The organism is Streptomyces pluripotens (genome assembly GCF_000802245.2).
In the GTDB taxonomy this organism is placed as follows: domain Bacteria; phylum Actinomycetota; class Actinomycetes; order Streptomycetales; family Streptomycetaceae; genus Streptomyces; species Streptomyces pluripotens.
In genome coordinates this window covers 317,010-333,646 of the sequence record NZ_CP021080.1, presented here as the reverse complement: position 1 = coordinate 333,646, position 16,637 = coordinate 317,010, and the positions used below count along the sequence as shown (strand labels likewise).

The window sequence follows — 16,637 nt, the reverse complement described above, 5'->3', positions numbered from 1 at the left end:
GAGGCAGGCGCGTGACGATCTCGCTGCGGCAGGCACGCGTGCGCTACGGCCCCCTGGAGGCCCTGCACGGCGTCACCCTGACCGCTCCCGGTCCAGGGATGACGGTGCTGTTGGGGCGCAACGGCTCCGGCCGTTCGACGGTCCTGCGGGCGTTGGCCGGGACGGTGCCCCTGGTCGGCGGCACGGTGGTGTGGGACGGCACCGACATCACCCGGACGCCGGCCTACGAACGGGCACGGCGCGGGTTGTGTCTGGTGCCCGAGCGGCAGGCGGTCTTCGGCTCCCTCACCGTGCGGGAGAACCTCGAACTCGCCGCCCCCGCGCCCGCCCCCGCGCTGGCGGCCTACCCGCAGCTGGAGCCCCTGCTCGGGCGCCGGGCCGGCACCCTTTCGGGCGGTGAACAGCGCATGCTCGCCCTGTCCCGCGCGTTGTTGGCGGGCGCGCGTGTGGTGCTCGTGGACGAGCCCGTACAGGGCATGTCGCGGGCGGTGGCGGCCCGCACGTACGAGTTGCTCGGCTCGCTCCACGCCTGTGTGGTCATCGCCGAGCAACGCTTGCCGCCCCTGCTGCGGGCCAGTGCGCCGATCGTCTACGAGCTGCGGCGTGGTGTGGTCGTCTTCAGCGGCGAGGCGGGCGAACTGGAGCGCCGCAGGACGCCCTGAGCCCGTCGTGCTGGGGCACTGGGCGGAGTCCGCGTCGCCGGCCCGACACGCTGCCGCTGAACCGTGCCCGGCCGTTGACACCCGTGCGGGGTTCGGAAGCCAGGTCGCCGTCCCTGGCCCCGGCACGATCGGGCCGGGACCGGCGCCGACGACGGCCTTGCGGCTGGTCGCCGTCCCCGGCCCGGGGCTCTTGTCCGTCACCCGACGCAAGGACGGCCTCGGCCACGAGCCGGCCAGACGCATCCGGCCAGACGCATCCGGGGAGGCGTGTCCGAGGAGGCGTGTCCGAGGAGGCGTAGCAGAGACGGGCAGAATCGGCATATAGGGCGTCTGGGTATAAACAGGACATAAGAGGGGGCCATTTGGCCCGCGACAGCGGGACGTCCGCGGCGCACCATATTTACAGAAGCGGGTAAATCGCCACTTTCGGTCAAGTTCACTTCGCCCACTGTGATACCAGCGCAGTAGGTCAGACATGGCAGGAGGCGTCTGACGTGACTGAACGCACACTCCCGGGTATCGAGGAACACCCGGACATCCTTACGCTGCGTGCCAGCTCCGAGCGGGCGACGACGACAGTGACAGCGCAGGTGCTGGAAGGGTTCGCCCTGCTGGCCGGCCTGTACCTGGCGGCATCGGCCTGGATCGTGGGCTTCAACGCAACCCTGCCGGCGCTGGCCGTCAGCAACCTGATCGCCGGGCTCGCCTTCGCGTTCTTCATGGGCGGCGGTTTCGGCTCCGCCTTCGAGCGGACGCACGCGATGAGCTGGGCGGCCGTCGCGATCGGGCTGTGGACCATCATCGCCCCCTTCGCGGTGTCCGGTGCCAGGACGTCGCACCCCGCGATGGTGGTCGTCAGCAACGTCGTGATCGGCGGCCTCGCCGTGGCGCTCGCCGCTGCCACGAGCGTGCTGGGGCAGATGGCCAGGCGCCGCTCCTGAGTCGCCCTCCCGTGTACCGGTGGGGACCGCGTGCACAGACGCGGTCCCCACCGCGGTCTTCGGCCCCACCGGCGTTCGGGCGTCGGACCTGGCCCGTCGGAAGCACGCGGTTCCGACGGGCCAGCGGCGGGCAGGCCACGCCAAAGCCCGCCGTATCGCTAGACCAGCCACATGACCAGGGATTTCACCAAGACGTTCAGGTTGCTGTCAGGTTGTCCGCGCGGTTGTGAAACTCATGCCCCGGAACCGTCAAAACAACAGCAAAGACATCTGTGGCAACACCAGTTCACCGTGTCATCGTGCGCCTCATGACCACAGAGCACCTCCTTGAAGACCGCCCGCTTGCCCCCCTCCGTGCCATGGCCAACAAGGTGCCGGAAGTGACCCTCTACTTCTGGATCATCAAGGTGCTCACCACCGGCATGGGGGAGACCGCGTCGGACTTCCTGGCCCGTCGACTCGGCCCGGTGCCGGCGGTCGCGCTCGGCGGTCTCGCCCTGGCGGCGTCCCTGGCCGCGCAGTTCGCCGTCCGCCGGTACACCGCGTGGGTGTATTGGACCGCCGTCGTCATGGTCAGTGTGTTCGGCACGATGGCTGCTGACGTCCTGCACGTGGGCCTCGGCGTCTCCTACGCGGTGTCCACGCCGCTCTTCCTCACCGCGCTGGTCGCCGTGTTCGCCCTGTGGTACGCCAGTGAGCGGACGTTGTCCATCCACGGCATCCGGACCCGCAGGCGTGAGGCCTTCTACTGGGCGGCCGTCCTCGCCACCTTCGCCCTCGGCACCGCTGCCGGCGACCTGTCGGCAACCGCCGGCATGGGCTACCTCGGTTCGGTCGTCCTCTTCGCCGTCGCCATCTGCGTGCCCGCGGTAGCCCACCGTTTCATGGGCCTGAACGCCGTGACAGCCTTCTGGACCGCCTACGTGATCACCCGCCCGCTCGGTGCCTCCCTCGCTGACTGGATGGCGCTCGGGCACGCCCGGGGAGGTCTCGGACTGGGGCTGGGGCCGGTCACCCTCGCCTGGACGGTGGCCATCGCTTGCTTCGTCGGTTTCCTGGCGGTGTCCCGCCGGGACACCGAACGGTAGGACGAACCGCAGGTGGGGCGGGGCGCCGGTGCTCCTCGTGGTGCGTTTTGTCCCTGAGCCGGCACCTGCCGCGACATGTTCGCTCCGCGCAGAGTGGTCAGCCAGTGGGAGCCCTGTGCGCGGTGGAGCCCTGTGCACACGGGGCGGAGCCGGTCAGCCGGCGGGCAGGCTGACGGTGAACCGGGCCCCGGGAGCGTGTCCGGCGTCGTAGGACACCTCGCCGCCGACGGACCGGGCCAGGCGTCGTGCGAGCGCCAGTCCCAGGCCCGCTCCGTCGTGGCCGTCGCCGGAGTCGGCGCGCCGGCCGGGGTGGAACAGTTCGTCCAAGAACGCCTGCGGTACGCCGGGGCCGTCGTCGGTGACATGGATCCGTACCGCATCCGCATCGCGCCGGGCGGACACGGTCACGCTGGAGCGGGCGTAGCGGACGGCATTGGACAGCAGGGGGCTGACGATGCGTTCGAGCAGGGCGGACCCGGCCCCCGCCTCCAGCCCCGGCTCCGCGGCCTCCAGTACGGTCAGCACCGGGCCCGACGGGTCGAGGTGCTGGAGCAGGCGTTCGAGGACGGTCGCGACATCGGTCGTGCCAGGAGCGGCCGAGGGGTCCTGCGCACCTTCACGGGCCTGGTGGAGCAGTGTGTCGCAGATGGTCCGCATGGACTGGGCGGCCTCGCTGATCACCTCGTGCGTGGCGCGGGTCTCTTCGTCCGTGCGGGGGCGGGCCCGCCACCAGTCGAGCTCGATGATGATGCGCGTGAGGGGGGTGCGCAGTTCGTGGGAGAGCTCTCCGGTCAACTGCTGCTCATGGCGCAGTACGGTCCTCACCCGGTCCAGTAGGGCGTCGAGCGAGATGCCCAGGCGGGCGAGTTCGGCCGGGAGCCCTTCTGTGTCGAAGCGTTCGGTGCACGCCACGGCGCCGCGCTGGGTGGCCTGGTCGGTCATGGTCCGCACCGGACGCAGCGCCCGGCTGACGGCGAGCCGGGTCAGCGCGTAGGTGCACACGAGCATCGCGGCGTCCAGGATCAGCGAGCCCAGGAGCAGGGTGTCGGCCGAGCCGCGGTACGGGGCGAGGTCCAGGGCCGTCACGACGGTGACAGTCCGATCGCCGTGCAAGGGCTGGGAGCACAGTCGGACGGAGTGGCGGCGTGCGGTGCCGACGGTCGTGCAGGCGTGCCGCTGCTGGGCGGCGAGCCGTTCCGCGGCCCTGGTCAGTGGGCTGTGAGTCGTGGTGGACGGCGGTTTTTCGATCAGGTCTGCCCCGGTGTAGATCCACGTGTTCGCGTCGAGGAGCTGGTCGTTGGGGGTTTCGAGAATGCGCACTCGCGGTCCTCGGGTGTCGACGGTCGCGGCGGCGACCGCCGCCCGGCGCCGCAGCTCGTCGTCGGCCTGGTGCCTGAGATGTCGATCCACCATGACGTGGAAGACCACGGTCAGCACGGTCATCAGGAGCGCAGCGGTGGCCACCGCTGCCAGTGACAGCCGGCCGCGCAGGGTGCGGGGAGCCAGACGGCGCAGGACGGACTTCATGACAGCCGGTGTCCGATTCCGCGTGCCGTGCCGATGGTCAGGCCGCTGCCCGCCTCACGCAGCTTGCGGCGCAGCCGGGTCAGGTACTGGTCCAGGGTGTTGTCGAGGACGTGCGCTCCTTCGGGCCAGCCCGCCCGGATCAGCGCGCGGCGGCGTACGAAGGCCCCCTCTCCGGCGGCGAGAGTGGCCAGGAGGCGAAATTCCGTCGGGGACAGGGCGAGAGGGACACCGTGCACGGTTGCGTTGTGCCCGACCGCGTCCAGGACGAGGCCGTCCGCCGTGGCCGCCGGCCGCGGTGTGGCCCGGCGAAGCGCGGCTCTCAGACGGGCCGCGAGTTCGGCCAGGTGGAACGGTTTGGGCAGGTAGTCGTCACCTCCGGCAGAGAATCCGGACAGTCGGTCGGTGAGCCGGTGCCGGGCGGTGAGGAAGATGACCGGAGCGTGGAAGCCATTGGCGCGCATGGCCTGGCACACGTCCCTGCCATCCGCGTCCGGCAGCCCGACGTCCAGGATGGCCGCCGTGACATCGGCGCTGGTCAGCCGCAGGGCGGCGGCACCATCGGCGGCGAGGACAGGATCGAAATCCTCTTCCACCAGACCTCGGCACAGCACCCCTCGCAGGGCGTGGTCGTCCTCAACGACCAGGATCTTCGGGCGCATGCTTCTCCGTCTGCCCTTCGGGAAAGCGGCGGGCCGGGCCCGCGATGAACGGTTCGGGCAGCCACCGTGCCACCGACCACAGGCACACTCCCAGCCAGCCCATGGCGAACAGCCAGCCGCCGACGACATCGGTGAACCAGTGCACGCCCAGATAGATCCGGGTCAGTCCGACGGACGCACCCCAGCAGGCGATGACGACCCGCAATGACGCCGATCCGCGCGGAGCACGCAGGGTGACCGCGATGATCAGCAGTCCGGCGGCGATGGCCGATGTGGTGCTGTGGCCCGAGGGGAAGGAGTAGCCGGTGGCGTGCGTGGCCCAGTCCGCGTGCGGCGGGCGGGCGCGGTGGACGAGCTCCATCACCCCGTACCGCAGGGCTTGTCCCACGGCCAGACAGGCAACGCACAGGCCGACGGCGCGCAGCCGGTGCCGTGCCGTGCGTCCGGCGACCAGGCCGGCCAGCAGGGCCAGGGCGTAGGGGACGACGCCGGTCCCGGTGGCGGTCAGGCCGCGGGCCGTGATCCGTGCCGCCTGGGGACGGTGCCCGACCGACCAGGACAGGAAGGTGGCGTCCGGCCCGAGTGCCCGTCCGGCCTGAACCGTGACCAGCACGGTCAGCGCACCGAACACGATCCACGCGCCGAGGCCGATGCGTCCGGTGGGACGGAAGGCCGCACCGCGGCTCATGCGGTGACCAGCAGCGCGTCCGGCGACCTGGTGGCGAGCAACCGCGCCGGGGCCGTGGAACGTTGCCGCAGCACGAGTGCGGCCTTCAGCGTCATGAGCCCGCAGAGGGGGGCGAACGGCGCGAGCCCGCGGTTCGACCGGAGGGAGGCCGCACCGGCCGGCCGGCCCGGCGAGCACTGTGCCGGGCGCATCGCATCGATGTACGTGGCACCGTCGATGGGCGATCCGTCGAGTGCGAGGATCGCTCGTGCTGTCGCCCGGCCGGCGGGCCGGGCTTCGGGAGCGTTCACGGCGAACTGCGACGCGAGGTGCAGCGATGCGGTCATGGGCCCTTCCTCGAGATCGCTGTGGCGGCGAACGACGCCAACGAACGACTACAGCACAGTAGACGGTCTACGGAACTGTAGACGATCGGCGGGTCGGGGATGTTCCCGGTGGGACCGGGACCGGCGGCCGGAGCCGGTAGCCTCTCCAGGCGGGCGGCGGTCACCCTCCGACATGTGCCCGGCCCGGTGCGCTCAGCGCAGCCTGGTGCAGCGCTGTGTGAGACCCCGGGCCACTGCCATGGCGTGGGGTCGAAATCCGGGGCGCGGGGGGCTGGCCACGACCATGCGGAACGCGTGCAGTTCGCCGGTGTCACGCACGACACCGGTTTCACGGCCGATCCGTTCCAGCACCGCCGGAGCGGTGATCCGGTACGTACTGATCGTTGGCAGGCTCTGCGTGGGTCGCTCGTCGTGCCACAGACATTCGGCCGCCACCTGCAGGACCACCGCGTTCGTTTCGCTCATCGTGGCCCTCGCCGGCACACAGACCACGATTCCTACGGTGGGTTCGAACAGGAGCCGCATCCCGGCCCGCTCCATCTCATCTGCGAGGGTGCGGGCGCCCTCCAGGATCTGCTCTACGTCGCTTCCCAGTCCTTCGGCCGTGAGCGGGCAGACCTGGTTCTGCAACCAGTGGGCTGACGCGTACATCCCGTTGCGGGACATCGTCAGGGACAGTTGTCCGTAGCTGTGTCCCCTTCCCTCGACGAAGACGTAGGGGCTCTGCCGGTGCACCAGCTCCCGCAGTTCCGGGTCCCGGTACAGGATCACGCCGCACCCCACCGGCATGGACGCCATCTTGTGCGGGTCGATGCCGATGGAGTCGGCGTGCGCGAGTGCGGCCACGTCCCGCGTGCTGCGCCCCAACCGCCCCGTGGTGGTCAACGTCGCCAGGAAACCTCCCCAGGCACCGTCCACGTGCAACACGAACGGTGTCGTCCGGCGCAGCTCGACGAGGTCGGCAACAGGATCGATCTGCCCTGCACCGGTCGTTCCGCACGTGGCGACGACCACAGGCAGCCGTCCCGCCACAAGTGAGCCCTTGACGGCCTGCGCCACGGCGCCGACATCGATCCGCTCGTGGGCGTCGCAGTCCAGCCGTTGGAGGCGCACCCCTTTCAGGGCTCCTGCGATCCGCTCCACACTCACATGCGTGGCCCGTGAACAGATCAGGTCGACAGACGACTCTCCGGCACGCTTGGTGTGGGTCCACACAGCGTGCAGGGACGCTGATGTTCCGCCCGAGCACAGGTACCCCCACGCCTCCTGCCCCAGCCCCAGCATGCGCGCATACGACTCGATCACCTGGTCCTCAAGCGAGGACGTCACCGGGGAGAGTTCTCGGGCGGCCTGGTTCTGTTGGTACACCGCCCCCATGAAGAGCCCGAGCAACGCGGCCTTTGAGGGCACCGGCACTTGATGCGCGAAATTACGAGGATCGGCCTGGTCCACCGCACCTTCCGACAAGAGCTTCGCCAACTGCGCGGCTGCGGTCTCCAACTCCTCCTCCCAGGGGGAAGTTTCCACGTGCGCGAAGGTGTGAGTCGATGAGAATTCTTCGCTGTACCAGCGGGCAAACATCTCACCGAGTCCAGAGTGGTGCAGTACCACGCGACCTCACAGCAGTACGGAACAACAGAACGAAGGGAACCAGAGGGCGTGGTGCCTCGTCGCCCCCCACCCTCAAACCTATGGAGGAGTTTGCGATCTTAACTCCCCGAATCCTCGGTCATTCACGTGCGCGCGCCGGCGTGAAGGGTTCAACGGGGGTGTTCGGTCCTGACGGTGTGTTCTGCGGTGTGATCGCTCCTGGTCAGACCGGTGGGCCGGGCGTCGAAGGGGAGGACCTTGTCGGCCAGGTCGAGGGGTTCGAGCCTCGGACGCCGGCCTCCGTCATGTGACCGAGCACCGCTCCCGATTCCTCCTTGCCATTGGCCTGGAGGAACAGTTAGCTTTTTCCGGCCGTGTCAGTGTCACGGCCCCGCTTCGTCGACAAGGAGGTGTGCCGCACATGCGCAGGAGTGCTCAGCAGCCGAACCCGCGTTCCCTCACCCGCCACCTCCTCACGACGGAGACACCTTGTCGATTCGTATCACCCCCCTGACCGAGTACGACCGCGGTCCGTTCAGCCACCGTCTGGCCTGGCTGGCGTCCGACGCCCACGGCATTCCCGTCGGATCGGCGTTCCTGCGCCTGTTCACCCATTCCGGGCAAGAGCACCTGGCCGAACTCACACTCGATGTTCATCCGGTCGAGCGACGCCGCGGCATCGGCTCGCGGCTGCTCAACGAGGCCGTGGCCGCTGCCCGGGAAGACGGCAGGCGTTGTGTTCTCGCCCAGGCCGAGGCCGGATCCCCTGGCGCCCACTTCCTGCCGGCCCGGGGCTTCCGCAAGGTCCTCACGTTGACGTTCGCCCGGTTGCCGCTGGCCGAAGTGGACATCACGGCCCTCAACGAGCTCATTGAGCAGCCGCATCCCGGATACCGGCTGGCGTCGTGGTACGGGACCGTTCCTGATGGCCTCGCCCGCACCTTTGCCGCATCGCGCCGAGCCCTGGATGACATGCCGATGGACGACACCGACTACGGGACGGTGGCCTGGGACGTCGATCGGGTCCGTGCCGCCGCGCAGGCCATTGATGAGCGGGGCGAACTGCTGCACACGGTCGTGGCCATCGACGACTCGGACGGTTCGATCGTCGGGTTCACCGAGCTGGTGGTTCCCGGCGACGGCAAGGGCGACGGCCAGCACTACGGGACCGGTGTTCTGCCCGAACACCGTGGACACGGCCTGAGCCGGTGGATGAAGGCCGAGTCGATCCGGCAGGCCCGCGAGCGCCACCCCGAGCTCGACGGTCTGCTGACCGATACCGCCGACAGCAACCAGCCCATGAGGAACATCAACACCATGCTCGGCTACGAACCGACGCACCAAGCACTCGAATATCAGATCGACCTGTGAGGTAGCGGGCTGTGACCCGGTCCGCGATCGCCGCACGGAGGCGGGGGCGTTGAAGGCCGGCTTTCGCTCCGAGAGCGGCGCGTTCGAGGCGATGGCGATCGCGTGCCGTTCCCGCTGCTTCGGGCGGGGAATCTATTGGCATGCGTCGGGACTGCTCGTCTTGGGAGACTGCATGTCATGCGTCACTTTCAGATCAGACACACCGCCGTTCCCTTGTGCCTGGGGCTCGCCGTACTGACCGGCTGCTCGCACTCATCTGGCCGGCAGCCGCACTCAGCGTCGTCCGGTGCCGCCGCCGCGGCACCGGACGGCACGGGTGAACGGGACGTGTCGGTGGTCACTTTCACCGCGTCCACCCCCGCCTCGGCCGACGACCTGCGGCGATCGGCGGACCGGCTGAGGAAGCGCGCTGACACGCTCGGGATCACGGGTGTACGGGTCGAGGTAAAGGACGGCTCGATCGACGTCACCGGTCCCCGTTCGGCAGAGGGGCGTCTGAGGGATCTGGCTGCGCCGGGACGGCTCCGCTTCCGGGATGTGCTGGCGGCGCAGCCCAGCCCTGGCCGAACGACGCCGAACTCCTCGCAGCCCGGGGCCAGTAGCGGTCAGGACGAGACCAGCGCTGCTCTGCGAGCGGAGTACCAGGCACTGGACTGCTCCGACGGCCATGCGTACACCGAGGCTGAGCAGGGTGCCGGCCCTGGGGATCCCATCGTGGCCTGCGGCCTCCCAGCCGGGACCGGGACACCATCGGTGAAGTACCTTCTGGGGCCGGCCGTCCTTGAGGACACCGACGTGGCCTCAGCCAAAGCCGATCAGGACACGAACCAGGGCATGGGCTGGTTCGTCCAGTTGAAGTTCACAGCCAAGGGCGGTGTGAAGCTCACCGACGCCACCGGCCAACTCGCCAGCAACCCCGCGCCGCGGAACCAGTTCGCCATCGTGTTGGACGGCCGGGTGATCTCCGCACCCTACGTGAGAGAGTCGCTGACCGGTGGTACTGCCGAGATCGCTGGAAACTTCACGGAGAAGGTAGCCCGAGACCTCGCCGCCAAGCTCAACTCCGGTGCCATCCCTGCTTCTTTGAGGTTCAAGAGCTCCACCCACGTCACCCGGCCTTGAGGACGGTTCGGCACAGATCAACGGGCGCGACACGGCCCGTTTCGGGGATGTCCGCCTCGGGACGGTCTATCCGGTGAACGCGAGGTTGGGGAGACGGAGCATGCACAGCGTGGCGTGATGAACACCATCACCCGTCTGCATACCGGGTTGCATGCGCCGGGACCGAGGTGGGCGGCGGCGCACGCCAGCGCTCCGGTGCCGGGGGAGAGGGCGCGCCGACCGGGGGCGTTGCCGTGGTGTCAAGCGCGGTTCAGCCCGATCTCCCCGACATCCAGCCGTGCCGCCGATGCCGGGGCGGCGACGGGGTGCTCGAAACCCTGAAGCACTCCGCCGACTAGGAAGCACAGCGCGCCGGCAAGGGTGCCCCAGTTCGCCACCATCACGTCGACCATGACGCCCGTCGCCGGGCGAGCGTAGGCCGCCAGGGCCGACACGAGGAACAGGAAGGAACCGAGCTGGTTGACCGCGACGACCCACCAGCCCAGCTCATGCGTCCGGACGCCGAGCCGGCCGTGACACACCTCGACCAGCGCGAGATGCCCGGAGATCAGGAACAGCGCGCAGCCGATCATGTCGGGGCCCCAGACGAACTCGTTCGTCTGCTGTGCCGAGAGGCCGTGGAGGAACGAGTCCACCAGGTTGATCCCGAAGACGAGTGTGCCGGTGAAGAGCAAGAAGGTGCTGAGCCAATCGATGCGCATCGGCTCGAAGCTCCACCACCGCCAGCGAGGGGTGATCAGCTCATGGGGTCCGTGTTCCGGGCGGGGAGCGTTGATCACCTGAAGCAAAGAGGCGTATCCGCCGGTGTTGAAGAACAGACCACCCACGAAGTAGACCACGGCGCTCGTGGTCGCACCGCCCCATCCGAACTGGGCCACAGCGGCTCCGAGCACGAACAATGCTCCGCCGATCGCGAACGCCGAGGACGCGGTGGAATTCAATCTGCGCAAACGTCCGAGTGCCGCGGCGTCCGCATGGCGGTGGACACCTTGCGCATGCCCTGCAGGACGGATCACCACCGCGCCGCGTTTGCGCGCGAGGCGGGACTCCCACTCCGCTGTTCCCCCCTCGTCGAGCGGTTGGACGATGCGGGTGGTGAACGGTCCTGCGCCTTCGGTCCGCACTTCGGGGCGCTCGTCAGCTCCGGCCATCGCCCGAGCCTAACGCCGTGGGGGCAAGGCCCTCACAGCGGGCGGACGCGCACGACGCCCCGCGGTCCTGGCGTGCGAAACGGCTGAGGGAGGCCAGCCCACTCCGCGCACTGGGCAGGTGTTCTGGCCAGGGTGCCGGATGAGCACGCCACCGTGTCGCGAGCTGGCCAGGGACGTCCGCCGGGCTCAGCTGTGGCTGAGGACGTTGACCACACGGCCGTTGGGGTCGCGGACGAAGAAGCGGCGCACGCCCCACTCCTCGTCGCTCAGGGGATGGACGATCTCCGCGCCGAGCGCTGTCATCTCGGCGTACGCGGCGTCCACGTCCTCGACCTCGATGCTGAGGTCTGGGGCGACCGGCGCCGTCTGGTCCTCGGCCATCACGCTGACCTGCACCTCGGGGTTCCCTCTGGGCGCGAGGGTCATGATCCAGCCGTGGTTCATGACTTCCTCGAAGCCCAGGACCCCGTAGAACTGCGCACTCTCGTCGAAGGACTGCGAGGGGATGTTGGGAACGACCCGGCGGACGTGCATCTCGCGGCTCCGGTGATGGGTGCGGGCGCGGCTGAGGACCGGGCCAGCGTAGCCGTTGCGGGCGCCAGCCCGCTCGGACAACGAGCGGGCTGGCAGGGATCTTTCGGGGTCTGCCCCCAAGTGACCGATCCTTCGGGGCAACGGCCAACGGACTACGGACTACGGACTACGGACTACGGACTACGGACAACGGGGACGGGCCGGCACCAGGCGCCCCCGTCTCTCCATCCTGCGACGTCAAGGCAACGCCCCCGAGTTCCCGAGGAAATCTGTTGGCTGCCCGACTTGCCTCAGGCATGATCGACTCGTGGACACCTACCTGGAGACCGAGCGCTTGGCCCTGCGCCATTTCACTGCCGACGACGCGGACCTACTGATCGAGTTGGACAGCGACCCGGCGGTGATGCGCTACCTGACCGGCGGCATTCCGACCGCGCCGGAGGTCGTCCGCGAGCGCTACCTCCCGAACATCCTCGCCGGCTACGAGAAGTGGGACGGCGACCTCGGCCTATTCGCCGCGCACGAGAAGGACGGCGGCGCGTTCATCGGCTGGTTCATCCTGCGTCCCGAGCCGGAGGGCCCGCTGGACGAAGTCGAGCTCGGCTACCGGCTGCGGCGGGCGGCTTGGGGCAAGGGGTATGCCACCGAGGGCTCGCGTGCCGTGCTGGGCAAGGCGTTCACAGGACTCGGTGTGCGGATGGTCTGGGCTGAGGCGATGTCCGTGAACCACGGGTCGCGCAACATCATGGAGAAGCTCGGAATGAGGCTCACGGACACCACCCCCACTCCCTCCGACATGGAGATGATCGAAGGCTCCGAGCACGGAGGCGTACGGTACGAGATCACCAAGGAGCAGTGGGAACAGCAGTAGCCTCGGTACGAACGGCCGTTCTGCATCCACGCCCACCGGTACCGGTAGGTGGACGGCAGGACCCGTACCAAGCCGAACCCTGCTCTGGCTCCCGGTTGTTCCCGCGCGTCTGGCAGAGGCTGGCCAGACACCGGCCACGGTCAGCCCCAGGGCGCCGACGGTCAGGTTGCGGGGTCCGTCTTTTCGGATGCCCTCCTAGTAGTGCTTGGTCAGGTCGTCTTTGGTGGTGCGTGCCCTTCGGGTTGTGTGTCGCGTTGAGGGTGTGTGACTCCGGACGAAATGGCTGCGGTGCGTGATGAGTTGGAGGCGTTTGCTGCGGAGGTGTTCGAGCCGTTCGCGCGCAAGGACCAGCGCCGGTGGGGGCAGGTCTACCTGCGGGGACTGCTGACCGACGGCAAGCGCAAGTCGGTCGAGCCGATGGCCGCTCGCCTCGGGGAGGACGGGAACCGGCAGGCTCTGGCCCACTTCATCACCGCCAGCCCGTGGGATCCGGCCCACATCCGGGCCAGCCTGGCCTGGAGGATGGAGACGGCGATCCGCCCGACCGCGCTGGTCTTCGACGACACCGGCTTCTTGAAGGACGGCACTGCCTCGGCGTGTGTGTCGCGGCAGTACACCGGCACCGCGGGCAAGGTCACCAACTGCCAGGTGGGCGTCTCGCTGCACCTGGCCTCCGATCATGCCTCGGCAGCGGTCAACTGGCGGTTGTTCCTGCCCCGGACCTGGGACCCCGCCTCGCCGGAAGCTGACCCGGGCAAGATCGCCCGTCGTGTCACTTGCGGCATCCCGGAGGATGCCGGGCACGTGGAAAAGTGGCAGCTCGCCCTGGACATGGCCGATGAGACTCGTTCCTGGGGGATCGATGTGCCGCTGGCCATCGCAGATGCCGGATACGGCGACGCCGCGGCCTTCCGTCTCGGCCTGAACGCACGGGGCATGCGCTACGTGGTGGGCATCTCCACCACCCTGTCGGCCCAGCCCGCCGACGCGGTTCCGGTGGCCGAGCCGTACTCCGGGACCGGACGGCCACCGGTGCCGAAGTACCCCGAGCCTCCGCGTTCGGTGAAGGAGCTGGTCATCGCGGCGGGCCGGAAGGCCGCACGGCCGGTCCAATGGCGGGAAGGCTCCCGGCCCGGCACCGGCCGCTCCGGCTTCAAGCGGATGTACTCCCGGTTCGTGGCCTTGCGGATCCGGCCCGCCGGGCGTCAGATCCGCCAGGCCACCGAGGGCCCGGAACTGCCCGAGTGCTGGCTGCTGGCCGAGTGGCCCGCGCGCGAGAGCGAGCCGGTCCAGTTCTGGCTGTCCGACCTGCCCGCCGACACCCCGCTGACCACCCTGGTCCGCCTGGCCAAGCTCCGCTGGCGCATCGAGCACGACTACCGCGAGATGAAGCAGGCTCTGGGGCTGGCCCACTTCGAGGGCCGGACCTGGGGCGGCTGGCACCACCACGTCACCCTCGTCTCTGCCGCCCACGCCTTCTGCACCCTGCAACGACTGGCCAGAGCCCCAAAAGACGCGGCGCCGGCCTGAGCCTCTACCAAGTCGTCCGCGAGCTGCAGACACTCCTCGCCACCTGGACCGGCGCCTGCCCCACCTGCCACCGCGACATACCCACGGCCGCACCGACCTGACCAAGCACTACTAGTAGGCGCCGCCGTTGCGCCCACCGACGCCACCACCGTGGGTGTGGTCTCCCGGCTGCTACCGAGGCGCAACGTCGCACTGCTGCGCGCCGAGTCCCTGATCAACGACGGTACGGCGCTGGTCATCTACAGCCTGGCGGTCGGCGTCACCGTGGGATCCGAGCACCTCGGCGCGGCCCACGTGAGCGGCCTCGTGGCCCTGTCTTACGGCGGCGGCATCGCGGCGGGCGCATTAGTCGCATGGCTCGGCATCCGGCTCCGCCGCCTCGTGCGCAGGCTCGGCGAGACCGTGCTGGACAACCTCACGATCATCCTGATCCCGTTCAGCGCGTATCTGCTGGCCGAGCAGGTCGAGGCGTCGGGCGTGCTCGCGGTGGTCGTATGCGGGCTGATCATGAGCCAGGCCGGACCGAGCCTGGGCCGGGCAGAGGCCCGCCGGCAGACGATGGCGTTCTGGTCGCTGGCGATGTACCTGCTCAACGGCGCACTCTTCGTCCTGGTCGGACTTGAGGCACAGGCAGCGGTCCGCGCTCTGTCGGGCACCGCCCTGTCCGAGGCGCTCTGGATGGTGGCCGCGATCTCCTGTGCGCTGGTCATCGTCCGGTTCCTGTTCCTGTCCGTCGCGGTGTACACCATCAGAGCTCTGGACCGGCGCCCGCAGCAGCGGGAGCGCCGCATGGGCAACCGTGCCCGCGTGGTCAGCGCTCTGGCCGGGTTCCGCGGGGCGGTCTCCCTGGCGCTCGCGCTGTCCGTGCCCTACACCCTCGTTTCCGGAAGGCCGTTCCCCGACCGCGACACCATCGTCTTCGTCACCGCCGGCGTCGTCGTGACCACCCTCGTGGTGCAGGCCCTGGTCCTGCCGCCGGTGGCACGCTGGTCCCACCTGCCCCACGACACGGAAGCCGACCGCGAACTCGCCCTCGCCCGGACCACCGCGTCCGAGACCGCACTGGACGCCCTCCCCACGGTGGCGGCCCGCCTCGGCACCGACCCCGAGGTGAGCGAGCGGCTCCGTGCCGAGTACGAGACCCACCTGGACACGCTCCGAGCCGCCGCGACAGTGAGCACCCCGAACGCGCCGGACACGGATCTCGTCCGGCGCCACGAGCAGGACACCGCCTTGCGCCTGGCCCTCCTGGAACACAAGCGCTCCGCCGTCATCGCCCTGCGCGACCAGCACCTCATCGACGACACCGTCCTCCAACAGGTGCAGGCCCAGCTGGATGTGGAAGAGGTCCGCCTGGCCCCGGCAGCGGATCCGGAGTGAGGGCACGTGGACCTGCTCGGTACCGCCTACGCACCGGACGCGTTCGCACAGGTCGTCGCCCCGGGCGGGGCGGGGACGTCGTCACCAGCATGGCTGGGCATCGGGAGACGGCCCTGCGCACCGGGGAACTGGCCATGTCCCCGACCCCCGCCTCCTGAGCTCATTGTGCGGGAGCGGCAGGCAGCTGCCGATCGGCGGCCCAGGACGCCAGTATGCGCAGTCCGTCGTACGTGGGAGAGCCGACCTCAGCGGTCCACACGACCAGCTGCTGGTCGGGGTCGGTGCTCGCGGTCAGGGTGTCCCAGTCGAGGGACAGCTCACCGGCGACCGGATGGTGCAGCACCTTTGTGCCGACGCTCAGGGTGGCCACGTGTTGTGCGGCCCACCACTTCCGAAAGTCCGCGTCCTGCACGGACAGCTCCCCGACCAGACCCGTCAGTCGCGGATCGTCCGGGTATTTCGCGGCTTCCATGCGCAATTGCGCCACGGCGGTACGGGCCACGGTCCTCCAGTCGGCATAAAGGGTACGCATCGCGGGATCGGTGAAAAGAATCCGGAGGTAGTTGCGGTGCTTTTCCGGGACCGCTGCGAAATCGGTGATCAACGCCGATGCCAGGGGATTCCAGGCAATGACGTCCATCCGGCGGCCCATTACGATCGCCGGGGTGGTCGTGAGATCGTCAAGCACCCTGCGCAACTGCGGCTGCACCTTCTGCACGGTCCGGCGCCGGAGCGTCGCCGTCTCCTTGCCTGCCAGGCCGAACAGGTAGCGCCGCTGGTCGCCATCAAGCTGCAATGCCTCGGCCACCGCCTCCAGGGCTGGCGCGGAGGCGGGCATACGGCCCTGTTCAAGGCGGGTGTAGTAGTCCGTGGAGATCGAGGCGAGCTGCGCGACCTCCTCCCTGCGCAACCCGCTCACCCGGCGCGGCCCGCCCGGGTCCGGCAGACCCACGGCCCGCGGGGTCAGCTCGGCCCGGCGCGCCTTGAGGAACTCGCCGAGCTCGTTGAGATGCGGTGTCGAAGTCATGACTCCAGTGTGGCAGCGCGAGCCCGTTCCGTGAGGGGGAGGAATTCCTCCCGGGATGCTCGCCTCCTCGGATAAGACTCTCCCCTTTGCAGTCCTAGGCAGCGGTGCGAGCCTGGAGGTGAACGACGGCAAGGTGGTCTCCTCCGATTCCTGCCGCCTCCCGGAACTCA

15 protein-coding genes and 1 pseudogene are annotated in these 16,637 nt (G+C 69.3%); 8 read left to right on the top strand and 8 right to left on the bottom strand.

Features of this window, described 5'->3' with window-relative positions:
- Positions 1-11 precede the first annotated feature (11 nt).
- The 3 genes from LK06_RS01450 to LK06_RS01440 all read left to right on the top strand — a co-directional run bounded on the left by LK06_RS01450 (position 12) and on the right by LK06_RS01440 (position 2,691).
- The gene (locus LK06_RS01450) at positions 12-662 is read left to right on the top strand and encodes an ATP-binding cassette domain-containing protein (protein ID WP_043432393.1); all 651 of its coding nucleotides are present in this window, start codon (positions 12-14) and stop codon (positions 660-662) included.
- A 494-nt stretch (positions 663-1,156) separates the two neighbouring features.
- Entirely contained in the window at positions 1,157-1,603 is a 447-nt protein-coding gene (locus LK06_RS01445) for an SPW repeat domain-containing protein (RefSeq protein ID WP_052270078.1), read from the top strand.
- A gap of 308 nt (positions 1,604-1,911) precedes the next feature.
- Positions 1,912-2,691, top strand: a complete 780-nt coding sequence (locus LK06_RS01440) for a COG4705 family protein (protein WP_039654582.1) — start codon at positions 1,912-1,914, stop codon at positions 2,689-2,691.
- Positions 2,692-2,844: 153 nt separating this feature from the next.
- Here the strand turns inward: LK06_RS01440 and LK06_RS01435 are convergent, their stop codons facing one another.
- The 5 genes from LK06_RS01435 to LK06_RS01415 all read right to left on the bottom strand — a co-directional run bounded on the left by LK06_RS01435 (position 2,845) and on the right by LK06_RS01415 (position 7,418).
- Positions 2,845-4,218, bottom strand: coding sequence for a sensor histidine kinase (locus LK06_RS01435; protein WP_039654583.1), 1,374 nt, complete (start codon positions 4,216-4,218; stop codon positions 2,845-2,847).
- Positions 4,215-4,877, bottom strand: a complete 663-nt coding sequence (locus LK06_RS01430; protein ID WP_043409845.1) for a response regulator transcription factor — start codon at positions 4,875-4,877, stop codon at positions 4,215-4,217. The genes LK06_RS01435 and LK06_RS01430 overlap by 4 nt, the downstream gene beginning before the upstream one ends.
- Entirely contained in the window at positions 4,852-5,565 is a 714-nt protein-coding gene (locus LK06_RS01425) for a phosphatase PAP2 family protein (RefSeq protein WP_043432391.1), read from the bottom strand. The genes LK06_RS01430 and LK06_RS01425 overlap by 26 nt, the downstream gene beginning before the upstream one ends.
- Positions 5,562-5,891 (bottom strand): hypothetical protein, encoded by a 330-nt coding sequence (locus tag LK06_RS01420; protein ID WP_039654586.1) that lies wholly within the window; start codon positions 5,889-5,891, stop codon positions 5,562-5,564. Before LK06_RS01420 ends, LK06_RS01425 begins: the two co-directional genes overlap by 4 nt.
- Positions 5,892-6,083: 192 nt before the next feature.
- Positions 6,084-7,418 (bottom strand): pyridoxal phosphate-dependent decarboxylase family protein, encoded by a 1,335-nt coding sequence (locus tag LK06_RS01415; protein ID WP_159025257.1) that lies wholly within the window; start codon positions 7,416-7,418, stop codon positions 6,084-6,086.
- A gap of 552 nt (positions 7,419-7,970) precedes the next feature.
- On the opposite strand from LK06_RS01415, the gene LK06_RS01410 reads away from it, so the two are divergent.
- Together LK06_RS01410 and LK06_RS01405 are read left to right on the top strand one after the other, a co-directional pair.
- Entirely contained in the window at positions 7,971-8,852 is an 882-nt protein-coding gene (locus LK06_RS01410) for a GNAT family N-acetyltransferase (protein ID WP_039654588.1), read from the top strand.
- Between the two features lie 177 nt (positions 8,853-9,029).
- A complete protein-coding gene (locus LK06_RS01405; protein ID WP_052270079.1) occupies positions 9,030-9,974 on the top strand; it encodes a SecDF P1 head subdomain-containing protein in 945 nt (314 codons plus the stop codon).
- Between the two features lie 239 nt (positions 9,975-10,213).
- On the opposite strand, the gene LK06_RS01400 is transcribed toward LK06_RS01405, so the two are convergent.
- Both LK06_RS01400 and LK06_RS01395 read right to left on the bottom strand, forming a co-directional pair.
- Positions 10,214-11,125, bottom strand: coding sequence for a hypothetical protein (locus LK06_RS01400; RefSeq protein ID WP_234367326.1), 912 nt, complete (start codon positions 11,123-11,125; stop codon positions 10,214-10,216).
- Between the two features lie 186 nt (positions 11,126-11,311).
- Positions 11,312-11,659 (bottom strand): VOC family protein, encoded by a 348-nt coding sequence (locus LK06_RS01395; RefSeq protein WP_039654589.1) that lies wholly within the window; start codon positions 11,657-11,659, stop codon positions 11,312-11,314.
- Positions 11,660-11,966: 307 nt separating this feature from the next.
- Here LK06_RS01395 and LK06_RS01390 point away from each other — a divergent pair, with 307 nt between their 5' ends.
- The 3 genes and pseudogenes from LK06_RS01390 to LK06_RS01380 all read left to right on the top strand — a co-directional run.
- Positions 11,967-12,530, top strand: coding sequence for a GNAT family N-acetyltransferase (locus LK06_RS01390; protein ID WP_039654590.1), 564 nt, complete (start codon positions 11,967-11,969; stop codon positions 12,528-12,530).
- 279 nt (positions 12,531-12,809) lie between these two features.
- On the top strand, positions 12,810-14,060 hold the full coding sequence (locus tag LK06_RS01385) for an IS701 family transposase (protein ID WP_167747955.1): 1,251 nt from the start codon (positions 12,810-12,812) through the stop codon (positions 14,058-14,060).
- Positions 14,061-14,168: 108 nt separating this feature from the next.
- Positions 14,169-15,440 (top strand): annotated as a pseudogene (locus tag LK06_RS01380) (Na+/H+ antiporter); the annotation flags it as partial.
- A 160-nt stretch (positions 15,441-15,600) separates the two neighbouring features.
- Here the strand turns inward: LK06_RS01380 and LK06_RS01375 are convergent.
- The gene (locus tag LK06_RS01375) at positions 15,601-16,467 is read right to left on the bottom strand and encodes a helix-turn-helix domain-containing protein (RefSeq protein WP_039650013.1); all 867 of its coding nucleotides are present in this window, start codon (positions 16,465-16,467) and stop codon (positions 15,601-15,603) included.
- Positions 16,468-16,637: the final 170 nt, after the last annotated feature.

Coding starts and splice junctions, on each gene's coding strand:
- LK06_RS01440 (WP_039654582.1), top strand. CDS start 1,912: ATGACCACAGAGCACCTCCTTGAAGACCGCCCGCTTGCCCCCCTCCGT.
- LK06_RS01435 (WP_039654583.1), bottom strand. CDS start 4,218: ATGAAGTCCGTCCTGCGCCGTCTGGCTCCCCGCACCCTGCGCGGCCGG.
- LK06_RS01430 (WP_043409845.1), bottom strand. CDS start 4,877: ATGCGCCCGAAGATCCTGGTCGTTGAGGACGACCACGCCCTGCGAGGG.
- LK06_RS01425 (WP_043432391.1), bottom strand. CDS start 5,565: ATGAGCCGCGGTGCGGCCTTCCGTCCCACCGGACGCATCGGCCTCGGC.
- LK06_RS01420 (WP_039654586.1), bottom strand. CDS start 5,891: ATGACCGCATCGCTGCACCTCGCGTCGCAGTTCGCCGTGAACGCTCCC.
- LK06_RS01405 (WP_052270079.1), top strand. CDS start 9,030: ATGCGTCACTTTCAGATCAGACACACCGCCGTTCCCTTGTGCCTGGGG.
- LK06_RS01400 (WP_234367326.1), bottom strand. CDS start 11,125: ATGGCCGGAGCTGACGAGCGCCCCGAAGTGCGGACCGAAGGCGCAGGA.
- LK06_RS01395 (WP_039654589.1), bottom strand. CDS start 11,659: ATGCACGTCCGCCGGGTCGTTCCCAACATCCCCTCGCAGTCCTTCGAC.
- LK06_RS01385 (WP_167747955.1), top strand. CDS start 12,810: ATGGCTGCGGTGCGTGATGAGTTGGAGGCGTTTGCTGCGGAGGTGTTC.
- LK06_RS01375 (WP_039650013.1), bottom strand. CDS start 16,467: ATGACTTCGACACCGCATCTCAACGAGCTCGGCGAGTTCCTCAAGGCG.